Source organism: Streptomyces sp. NPDC001709 (assembly GCF_053596375.1).
In genome coordinates, this window is the sequence record NZ_JBSFGB010000099.1 from 1 (window position 1) to 9613 (window position 9613).

Sequence of the window (9613 nt, forward strand, 5' to 3'; positions counted from 1 at the left end):
TGACGAGGGCACTTTGGTCCGCTTCTTGACCTCGGCCGCCGAGTTGCACGCGCAGGGCGTGGCGGTGGACTGGGCGGCGTACTTCTCGCCGTACGGGCCCCAGCGCGTCGACCTGCCGACATACGCCTTCCAGCGCACCCGCTACTGGCCCGAGACCGCCGGCCGGGGCCGGGCCGACGCGCCCGCCATCGGGCTCGGCTCCGCCGGGCACCCGCTGCTCGGCGCGACCGTCGAACTGCCCGAGACCGGCGGTGTGCTGCTCACAGGCCGCCTCTCCCTCCAGACCCACCCGTGGCTCGCGGGCCACGCCGTCGCCGGGACCGTGCTGCTGCCCGCCACCGCGTTCGTGGAGCTGGCGGTGCGCGCGGGCGACGAGGTCGGCTGCGGCACGATCGACGAGCTGACCCTCGAGGTGCCCCTGGTCCTGCCCGAACAGGGTTCGGTGCGCGTGCAGGTGGCCGTCGCGGCGGCCGACGACTCCGGTCAGCGCCAGGTCAGCCTGTACTCGTGCGCCGAGGGCGACGAGGGCTGGACCCGCAACGCCAAGGGAGTCCTCGCGCCCGCCGCACCGGACGCCGTGCCGGTCCCGGACCTGGCGGCCTGGCCGCCCAGTGGTGCCGAGGCGCTCGGCGCGACCGACGCCTACGAGCGGCTGGCCGTCGCCGGTGTCGAGTACGGATCCGAGTTCCAGGGCCTGCGCGCGCTGTGGCGGCGCGGCGACGAGGTCTTCGCCGAGCTGCGGCTGCCCGAGGACGCCGCTTCCGAAGCCGCGGCGTACGGGCTGCACCCCGCGCTCCTGGACGCCGCGCTCCAGCCGCTGGGCCTCGGCCTGGTGCTGCCGGAGCCCGAAGAGGGCCGCACCCGCAGGCCGTTCGCCTTCAGCGGGGTGCGCCTGCATGCCTCCGGGGCCGCCGCCCTGCGCGTACGCCTCGCCCCCGCCGGGGACGAGGCCGTGGCCCTGGACGTCGCCGACCCGGCCGGGCAGCCCGTCCTCACCGTGGAGTCCCTGCTGCTGCGGCAGCTCGACCCGCGCGAGGGCACCGGCGGCAGGCCGCTGGGCGACGCGCTGTTCCGCCTGGACTGGCTGCCGGTGGAGGCGGGCGCCCCGGCGTCCGAGAACCCCCGCTGGGCCGTCCTCGGCGCCGACCCGCTGGGCTTGGCCCCCGAGGCCGCCGAGCGGTACACCGACCTGGACGCCCTCGCGGAGGCCGTCGCGGCGGACGGTGCCCCCGAGGCGGTGTTCGTGCCGATCGCTCCGGATGGCCCCGGCGCCCTGGGCGACGACCCGGCGGGCGCGGACATCGCGGCGACGGTGCGCGCCTGCGCATACCGCAACCTGGAACTCATCCGTGCCTGGCTGGCCGACGAGCGCCTCGAGTCCTCGCGCCTCGTGCTCGTCGGCGGTGCCGACCTGGTCGGCTCCCCCGTGTGGGGCACGGTGCGCGCCGCGCAGGTGGAGCACCCGGGCCGGTTCGTCCTGCTCGACGCCGACGCGCCCGTACGGGCCGCCGCGCACCGCCGCGAGCTGGCCCGGGCCCTCGCCTCCGGCGAACCCCAACTCCGCCTGCACGACGGGGAGTACACCGCCGCCCGGCTGGTCAAGGCCCAGTCGGCCGAGGTCGCGCCCGCGGCCCTCGACCCCGACGGCACGGTCCTGGTCACCGGCGCCTCCGGCGGCCTGGCCCGCCTGCTCGCCCGGCACCTGGTCACCGAGCACGGCGCCCGCCACCTGCTGCTCACCAGCCGACGCGGCGCCGACGCCGACGGCATGACCGAACTCGTCGCCGAACTCGGCGAGTTGGGCACTGCCGTACGGGTCGAGGCGTGCGACATCGCCGACCGCGACGCGGTCTCCGCACTGCTCGCCTCCGTACCGGCCGACCGCCCGCTCACGGCCGTCGTCCACACCGCCGCCGTCCTCGACGACGGCATCGTGGAGTCGCTGACGCCTGAGCGCATGGACCGCGTCCTCGCCCCCAAGGCGGACGGCGCGCTCCACCTGCATGAGCTCACCCGCGACCTGCCGCTGCGCGCCTTCGTCCTGTACTCGTCGCTCTCCGGCACCCTCGGCGGTGCCGGACTCGCCAACTACGCCACCTCCAACGCCTTCCTCGACGGCCTTGCCCGCCACCGCCGCGCCCTCGGCCTGCCCGCCCTCTCCCTCGGCTGGGGCCTGTGGGACCAGAGCAGCGGCATGGCGAGCCGCCTCGGCGACGTTGACATGGCCCGCATGTCCCGAGCGGGCGCCGCCCCGATGCCCGCCGAGGAGGCCCTGGCCCTCTTCGACCTCGCCCTGGGCGCGGCCGAGGACGACGCCGTCCTCTACCCCGCCCGCCTGGACACCGCCGAACTGCGGCGCCAGGCAGCCGCGGGCGGCATGCCCGCGCTGTTCCGGGCCGTCGTCCGGGCCCCCGCCGCCCCCGCACGCCGTGGCAGCGCCGCCGCGGACACCGGCACCGGCGGCGGCAGCGACTGGACCGAGCGCCTCACCGGCCTCACCGCCGAGGACCAGGAGAGGCTGCTGCTCGACCTGGTCGGCGAGCACGTGGCCGGGGTCCTCGGCCATGCCACCACCGAGCAGGTCCGGCCCCGGCGCGCCTTCCGGGAACTGGGCTTCGACTCCCTGACCGCCGTCGAACTCCGCAACCGCCTCAAGGCCGCCACCGGCCTGCGGCTGCCCCCGACGCTGGTCTTCGACCACCCGAACCCGGAGGCCCTCGCCCGCAAGCTGCGCGCCGAACTGGCGCCCGCCGCCGGCCAGGACGCCGACCGACCCGTACTCGCCGACCTGCAGCGCCTCGAAGCGTCCCTCGCCGCGACCGGCTCCGACGACACGGAGCTGCGCGACCGGGTCGTGGCACGTCTGCAGGCCCTGCTGTGGAAGTGGGACGACACCCGGGGCACCCCGGGCGAGACCGACGGGGCGGTCGACGACGACGGGCTCGACGCGGTCTCGGACGACGAGATGTTCGACCTCATCGACCAGGAGCTCGGCATGACCGAGAACTTCTGACCCGCATGAGTGCCGGACGCGCGCGTCGAGCCGCGCCCTCCGCCCCACCCCGAAGAACTTCGCTCCGCCCGCCCGAGGACTGGATTCCGAGATGACCGACGAGAAGCCCACGACCGACACACGGAACATGACCGAGGACAAGCTCCGCGACTACCTCAAGCGGGCCATGAACGACCTGCGCCAGACCCGTCGCCGCCTCGGTGACGTCGAGGCCAGGAACCACGAGCCCATCGCCATCGTCGCCATGAGCTGCCGCCTGCCCGGCGGCGTCCGCACCCCCGAGGAGCTGTGGCAGCTCGTCGCCGACGGCGGCGACGCCATCACCGGCTTCCCCACCGACCGCGGCTGGGACATCGACGGCCTCTTCGACCCCGACCCGGAGCGGCACGGCCGCAGCTACGTCCGCGAGGGCGGCTTCCTGCACGACACGGCCGACTTCGACGCGGGCTTCTTCGGGATCTCGCCGCGCGAGGCTCTGGCCATGGACCCGCAGCAGCGCGTGCTCCTGGAGGCCTCCTGGGAGGCCGTCGAGCGCGCGGGCATCGACCCCGAGACCCTGCGCGGCACCAAGGCCGGCGTGTTCGTCGGCTGCAACTACCAGGACTACGCGACCCGCCTGAACGCCGTCCCCGAGGAGTTGGAGGGCCACCTCGGCATCGGCAGCACCGCCAGCGTCGTCTCCGGCCGCGTCGCCTACACCCTCGGCCTGGAGGGCCCGGCCGTCACCCTGGACACCGCCTGCTCGTCGTCGTTGGTCGCCCTGCACCTGGCCGCCCAGTCGCTGCGCCAGGGCGACTGCACCCTCGCCCTCGCGGGCGGCCTGTCCATCATGTCCTCGCCCGCCTCCTACCTGGAGTTCAGCCGCCAGCGCGGCCTCGCGCCCGACGCCCGCGTCAAGGCCTTCGCCGACGCCGCCGACGGCACCGCGCTCTCCGAGGGCGTCGGCCTGCTCCTCCTGGAGCGCCTCTCCGACGCCCGCCGCAACGGCCACCCGGTCCTCGCCGTCGTACGCGGTTCGGCGATCAACCAGGACGGCGCCTCCAACGGCCTCTCCGCGCCCAACGGCCCCGCCCAGGAGCGCGTCATCCGCGACGCGCTCGTCAACGCCCGTCTCACCAGCGACCAGATCGACGTCGTCGAGGCCCACGGCACCGGCACCAAGCTGGGCGACCCGATCGAGGCGCAGGCGCTGCTCGCCACGTACGGCCAGGACCGCGAGGGCCAGGAGCCGTTGTGGCTGGGCTCGTTGAAGTCCAACATCGGTCACACCCAGGCCGCCGCCGGCGTCGCCTCGGTCATCAAGGTCGTCAAGGCACTCGAACACGGAGTCCTGCCGAAGACCCTGCACGTCGAGTCCGCCTCCTCCCGCATCGACTGGGAGGCGGGCGAGGTCGAGCTGCTCACCGAGGAGCGCCCCTGGCCGGAGACGGGCCGCCCGCGCCGTGCGGGTGTCTCCTCCTTCGGCATCAGCGGTACGAACGCCCACCTGATCGTGGAGCAGGCCCCGGTGGACGAGGCCGAGGACGCGGCGGAGACCCCCGCCGCCCCGGCCGCCACCGCGGGCGTCGTGCCGTGGCCGGTGTCCGCCAAGACCCCGGCGGCGCTGCGGGCCCAGGCCGAGACCCTGCTCGCGTACGTCGCCGAGCGCCCCGAGCTCGACCCGGTGGACGTCGGCTTCTCCCTGGCCACCTCCCGTACCGCTTTCGAGCAGCGCGCGGTCGTGGTCGGCACCGATCGCGACGAACTCCTCGCCGGACTCGCCGCTTTGGCGAACGACGAGTCCCCTGTGTCCGTGGTGCGCGGGGTCGCGGGGAACGCCGGCAAGGCGGTCCTGGTGTTCCCGGGGCAGGGGACGCAGTGGGTGGGTATGGGTGCCCGGCTGCTGGAGGAGTCGCCGGTGTTCGCGGCTCGTTTGCGGGAGTGCGCGGACGCGCTGGCGCCGTTCGTGGACTTCGACGCGGTGGAGGTGCTGCGTGCGGGCCGGGAGCTGGACCGGGTTGATGTGATCCAGCCGGTGACGTGGGCGGTGATGGTGTCGCTGGCCGAGGTGTGGCGCTCGGTGGGTGTCGTTCCCGGCGCGGTGATCGGGCACTCGCAGGGCGAGATCGCCGCGGCGGCCGTCTCGGGGGCGTTGTCCCTGGAGGACGCCGCTCGGGTGGTGGCGTTGCGGGCGCAGGTCATCGGGCGGGAGCTTGCCGGGCTGGGCGGCATGGCCTCCATTCCCCTTCCCCGTACGGACGTGGAGACCCGTCTCGAGGACTGGACCGGACGCCTGGGTGTCGCCGCCGTCAACGGGCCCTCCAGCACGGTCGTCGCCGGTGACGCGGACGCCATCGTCGAGTTCGTGGCCGCCTGCCGCGCCGATGAGATCCGCGCCCGCCAGGTCCCCGTCGACTACGCCTCGCACTCCGCGCACGTCGAGCGCATCGAGGCCGAACTCCTCGACGTCCTCGCCCCGATCCAGCCCCGCACCAGCCAGATCCCCTTCTACTCCACGGTCGAGGGCGGGGTCATCGACACCGCCACCGTGGACGCGGCGTACTGGTACCGCAACCTGCGCCAGACCGTCCGTTTCGAGGAGACCGTCGGTGCCCTGGTGGCGGACGGATACGGCGTTTTTGTGGAGTCCAGCGCCCACCCCGTGCTGACCATCGGCATCCAGGAGACCGCCGACGTCATCGCGGTCGGCACCCTGCGCCGCGACGAAGGCACCCTGGCCCGCTTCCTGACCTCCGCCGCCGAACTCCACAGCCAGGGCGCGATCGTCGACTGGGACGCATACTTCGCCCCGTACTCCCCCGAACGCGTCGACCTGCCGACGTACGCCTTCCAGCGCACCCGCTACTGGCTGGAGGAGGCCGAGGCCGCCGAGGGCGAGGTCGTCGCGACCGCCTCGGACGCCGTCGACGCCCGCTTCTGGGCTGCCGTCGAGCGCGAGGACTGGCAGACCCTGGTCGGCACGCTCGCCACGGAGGCCGACGCCCCGCTCGGCGCGGTGCTCCCGGCCCTCGCCGAGTGGCGTCGCGAGCGCCGCCGCGAGGCCACCGTGGACGGGTGGCGCTACGGTCTCGACTGGCGCCCGGTCGGCGAGTCCCGCACGCCCGTCGCACTCTCCGGCGCGTGGCTGGTCGTGGCGCCCGAGGGGTACGCCGACGACGCCGTCGTGGCCGCCGCGCGCACCGCGCTGGCCGCCCGGGGCGCCGAGGTCGTCGAGCTCACCGTCTCGGCCCCCGACGCCGAACGCTCCCTGTACGCAGGCGAGTTGATGCGGGCCCTCGCGGGCTCCGAGGCGGCCGCCCCGGCGGGCGTCCTGTCCTTCCTGGCCCTCGACGAGCGCCCGCACGGCGCCCACCCGTCGATGGTGTCCGGCATGGCCGCCACCCTCGCCCTGGTCCAGGCCCTCGGCGACGCCGAGCTGGACACCCCGCTCTGGATGGCCACGCGTGGCGCGGTCACCACGGGCGGCGCCGACCGCGTCACCCACCCGCTCCAGGCTCAGGTCTGGGGCGCGGGCCGGGTCGTCGCCCTGGAGCAGCCGCGCCGCTGGGGCGGGCTGGTCGACCTGCCCGAGTCCCTCGACGCCCGGGCGCAGACGCGCCTGGCCGCCGTGCTCGCCGGGCTCGACGGAGAGGACCAGGTGGCCGTCCGCGCCTCCGGCGTCCTCGCCCGGCGCCTGGTCCGCACCCCCGGCCCCGCCGACTCCACGGAGAACAGCGGCACCTGGCGCTCCCGGGGCACCGCCGTCGTCACCGGCGGTACCGGCGCACTCGGCCCCCTGATCGCCCGCTGGCTGACCGGCACCGGCACCGAGCACGTGGTCCTGACCAGCCGTCGCGGCCCCGCCGCGCCCGGCATGGCCGAGCTGACCGAGGAGATCGCCGCGCTGGGTGGCAAGCTGACCGTCGCCGCGTGCGACGCGGGCGACCGCGACTCGATCGCCGCGCTGCTCACCGGGCTCAAGGACGACGGTGAGACCGTGCGCACGGTCATCCACGCCGCCGCCTTCATCGAGCTGGCCTCGCTCGCCGAGTCCGGTCTCGACGAGTTCGCCGACGTGCTCGCCGCCAAGGTCAACGGCGCCCGCTACTTCGACGAACTCCTCGACGACGCCGACCTGGACGCCTTCGTGCTGTTCTCGTCCATCGCCGGCGTCTGGGGCAGCGGCGACCACGGCGCGTACGCCGCCTCCAACGCCTACCTGGACGCGCTCGCCGAGGAGCGCCGCGCCCGCGGCCTCAAGGCCAGCTCCATCGCCTGGGGCGTGTGGAACGTGTGGGACCCGGACCGGCTGCCCGACGGCGTGAAGCCCGAGCAGCTCCAGGCCCGCGGCCTGCCCTTCATCGATCCGGACACCGCGTTCACCGCGATGCGCCAGGTCATCGAGCGCGACGAGACGTTCGTGGCCGTCGCCGACGTGGACTGGGAGCGCTTTGTCCCCGTCTTCACCTCCGCCGGTCCGCGCCCGCTGCTCGGCGGCGTCCCCGAGGCCCGGCGCGTCCTGGAGCCCGCCGAGCGCCCCGCGCCCGGCACCGGCCAAGCAGCCGAGTCCGTACCGTCCTCGCCGCTCGCCCAGCGGCTCGCCTCCCTGGCCACCCCCGCCGAGCGCGACCGCGCCCTCCTGGAGCTGGTGCGCACCCAGGCCGCCGCCGTCCTGGGCCATGCCTCCGCCGACGAGATCGAGCCCGGTCGCGCCTTCCGCGACATGGGCTTCGAGTCCCTGACCTCGGTCGAGTTGCGCAACCGCCTCAACACGGCCACCGGCCTGCGGCTGCCCGCCACGCTGCTCTTCGACCACCCCACCCCGAACGCCCTCGTGGAGCTGCTGCGCGAGGAGCTGATCGGCGGCACCGCCCCGGCGCAGGCCGCCCCGGTCGCGGTCGTCGCGCGCCCCGACGACGACCCCATCGCCATCGTCGCCATGAGCTGCCGTTTCCCTGGCGGCCTGAAGACCCCCGAGCAGCTGTGGCAGCTGCTCGGCGCGGGCGGCGAGACGATCACCGAGCTGCCCGACAACCGCGGCTGGGACGTCGAGGGCCTGTACGACCCCGACCCGGAACAGCACGGCAAGACGTACACCAAGCACGGTGGCTTCCTGCACGACGCCGACGAGTTCGACCCCGGCTTCTTCGGGATCTCACCGCGCGAGGCGCTGGCCATGGACCCGCAGCAGCGCCTCCTTCTGGAGACCTCGTGGGAGGCCTTCGAGCGGGCCGGCATCGACCCGCAGTCGCTGCGAGGCAGCCGCACCGCCGTCTTCGCGGGCGTCAGCTACCACGACTACGGCTCCCGCCTGCGCGAGGCGCCCGAGGGCGTCGAGGGCTACCTCGGCACCGGCAACACCGCCAGCATCGCCTCCGGCCGCGTCTCGTACGTCCTCGGCCTCGAGGGCCCGGCCGTCACCCTGGACACCGGCTGCTCGTCGTCGCTGGTCGCCCTGCACCTGGCCGCCCAGTCGCTGCGCCAGGGCGAGTCCGACCTGGCCCTCGCGGGCGGTGTCTCGGTCATGGCGATCCCGGCGTCCTTCACCGAGTTCAGCCGCCAGCGCGGCCTGTCCGCCGACGGCCGCAGCCGAGCCTTCTCCGCCGACGCCGACGGCATGGCCATGTCCGAGGGCGTGGGCCTGGTGCTCCTGGAGCGCCTGTCCGACGCCGAGCGAAACGGCCACCACGTTCTCGCGGTCGTCAAGGGCACCGCCATCAACCAGGATGGCGCCTCCAACGGCCTGACCGCCCCCAACGGCCCCTCCCAGCAGCGCGTCATCCGCCAGGCGCTCGCGAGTGCGGGCCTGGCGGCGGCGGACGTGGACGCGGTGGAGGCGCACGGGACCGGCACGAAGCTGGGCGACCCGATCGAGGCGCAGGCGCTGCTCGCCACGTACGGGCAGGGCCGCGAGGACCGCGAGCCGCTGTGGCTGGGCTCGGTGAAGTCCAACATCGGTCACACCCAGGCCGCCTCCGGCGCCGCGGGCCTCATCAAGATGGTCATGGCCCTCCAGCACGGCGTCCTCCCCAAGACCCTGCACGTCTCCGCGCCCACCCCGCAGGTGGACTGGGAGGCCGGCGCGGTCGAGCTGCTCACCGAGGAGCGCCCCTGGCCGGAGACGGGCCGCCCGCGCCGTGCGGGTGTTTCCTCCTTCGGTATCAGCGGTACGAACGCCCACGTCGTCCTCGAGCAGGCCCCGGCCACCGAGGCGGCGCAGGAGGACGGCCGTATCCCGGTCGCGGCCGTGCCGTGGCTCGTCTCGGGCCGCACCGAGGCCGCCCTGCGCGCCCAGGCCGAAGCCCTGCTCGCCCACGCCGAGGCGCACACCGACCTCCAGCCGGTCGACGTCGGCTTCTCCCTGGCCACCAGCCGCTCGACGTTCGAGCAGCGCGCGGTCGTCGTCGGCGCGGACCGCGCCGAACTCCTCGCGGGCCTGCGCGCCCTGACCGAGGAGGGCGCCGCGCCGGGCCTGGTCAAGGGCACGGCCACGGACGCCGGGATGACCGCGTTCGTCTTCCCCGGCCAGGGGACGCAGTGGGTGGGTATGGGTGCCCGGCTGCTGGAGGAGTCGCCGGTGTTCAAGGCCCGCATCGAGGAGTGTGCGGCGGCGCTGGCGCC

The 9613-nt window shown here is 74.9% G+C and carries 2 protein-coding genes; both read left to right on the top strand.

Annotation, left to right across the window (positions count from 1 at the left end; translation table 11 throughout):
- Nucleotides 1-3013: SDR family NAD(P)-dependent oxidoreductase (locus ACWC0C_RS47470; RefSeq protein WP_450871384.1), on the top strand; the 3013-nt coding region annotated here is incomplete at its 5' end.
- 127 nt (nucleotides 3014-3140) lie between these two features.
- Nucleotides 3141-9613, top strand: a 6473-nt coding sequence (locus tag ACWC0C_RS47475) for a type I polyketide synthase (protein ID WP_450871385.1), incomplete at its 3' end; no start/stop codon positions are given.